Annotated in this window: 1 protein-coding gene and 1 pseudogene; one reads left to right on the top strand and one right to left on the bottom strand. The window is 62.4% G+C overall.

Annotated features, from left to right (window positions below; translation table 11 throughout):
• The coding region (locus tag QZH66_RS16510) for a hypothetical protein (protein ID WP_305806957.1) at nucleotides 1-199 on the top strand (199 nt) is incomplete at its 5' end.
• A gap of 91 nt (nucleotides 200-290) precedes the next feature.
• On the opposite strand, the pseudogene thyA reads toward QZH66_RS16510, so the two are convergent.
• A pseudogene (thyA, locus tag QZH66_RS16505) lies at nucleotides 291-1174 on the bottom strand (thymidylate synthase).
• Nucleotides 1175-1181 lie beyond the last annotated feature (7 nt).

Genomic DNA, 1181 nt, shown 5'->3' with positions numbered 1-1181 from the left:
ATGTCTACTGTGGGGACTCATGAAAAACCGCCAGCTCAAAAGTGGCTGGGATTGGAAATGCCGTTTGGAAAAGCGTGGGATAACGAATTCAGCCGACGGCAAGCCGCGTAGCAGGTTGACGGACGACTGGAATGGCCGTGGAGGCGTCCATCAGGTTGTCCATGATGGGATCAACCACGGCCAAGATTTCTGCATCTGATTTTTGCGTCAAGTCCACGAAATTCTCTCCATGGCGTGCCAACGAATAAGTTCAGCCGCCGCTGCGGGCGATCGGCTGTGGCACAAGGCTTTCACACCGCCACCGGCGCCTTGATGGCGGGGTGGCATTCATACCCCAGCACCTCGAAATCCTCGTACTCGTAATCGAAGATCGACGCCGGCCGGCGCTTGATATTCAGGGTGGGGTAGGCATAGGGCGTGCGCGCCAGCTGGGTTTGCACCTGCTCGGTGTGGTTGCTGTAGATGTGGCAGTCGCCGCCGGTCCAGATGAAATCGCCCACATCGAGGTCGCATTGCTGCGCCACCATGTGCGTGAGCAGCGCGTAGCTGGCGATGTTGAACGGCACGCCCAAAAAGATGTCGGCGCTGCGCTGGTAGAGCTGGCAGCTGAGCTTGCCGCGCTCGCCCGGTGCCTGCGGCGGCGCCACGTAGAACTGGAAGAAGGCGTGGCAGGGCATCAGCGCCATCTGGTCGAGCTCGGCCACGTTCCAGGCGCTGACGATGATGCNGCCTGCGGCGGCGCCACGTAGAACTGGAAGAAGGCGTGGCAGGGCATCAGCGCCATCTGGTCGAGCTCGGCCACGTTCCAGGCGCTGACGATGATGCGGCGCGAGTCGGGGTTGGTCTTGAGCGTCTGAATGACCTGCGCGATCTGGTCGATGCGGCCGCCATCTGGCGTGGGCCAGCTGCGCCACTGCACGCCATAGACCGGGCCCAGGTCGCCGTCTGCGCGCGCCCATTCGTCCCAGATCGTGACGCCGCGGTCCTTGAGCCAGTTGTTGTTGCTGGAGCCGGTCAGGAACCACAGCAGCTCCTGGATGATGGAACGCAGGTGCACCTTCTTGGTGGTGACCAGCGGAAAGCCTTCGCTCAGGTCAAAGCGCATCTGGTGGCCGAACACGCTCTTGGTGCCCGTGCCGGTGCGGTCGGCTTTGTCCACGCCGTGCGTGAACACATGGCGC

It is taken from the genome of Stenotrophomonas sp. YIM B06876 (assembly GCF_030711595.1).
Classification (GTDB): Bacteria; Pseudomonadota; Gammaproteobacteria; order Xanthomonadales; family Xanthomonadaceae; genus Stenotrophomonas.
Note: the sequence above shows the minus strand (reverse complement) of the source record. Positions and strands in the feature narration are given on the sequence as shown.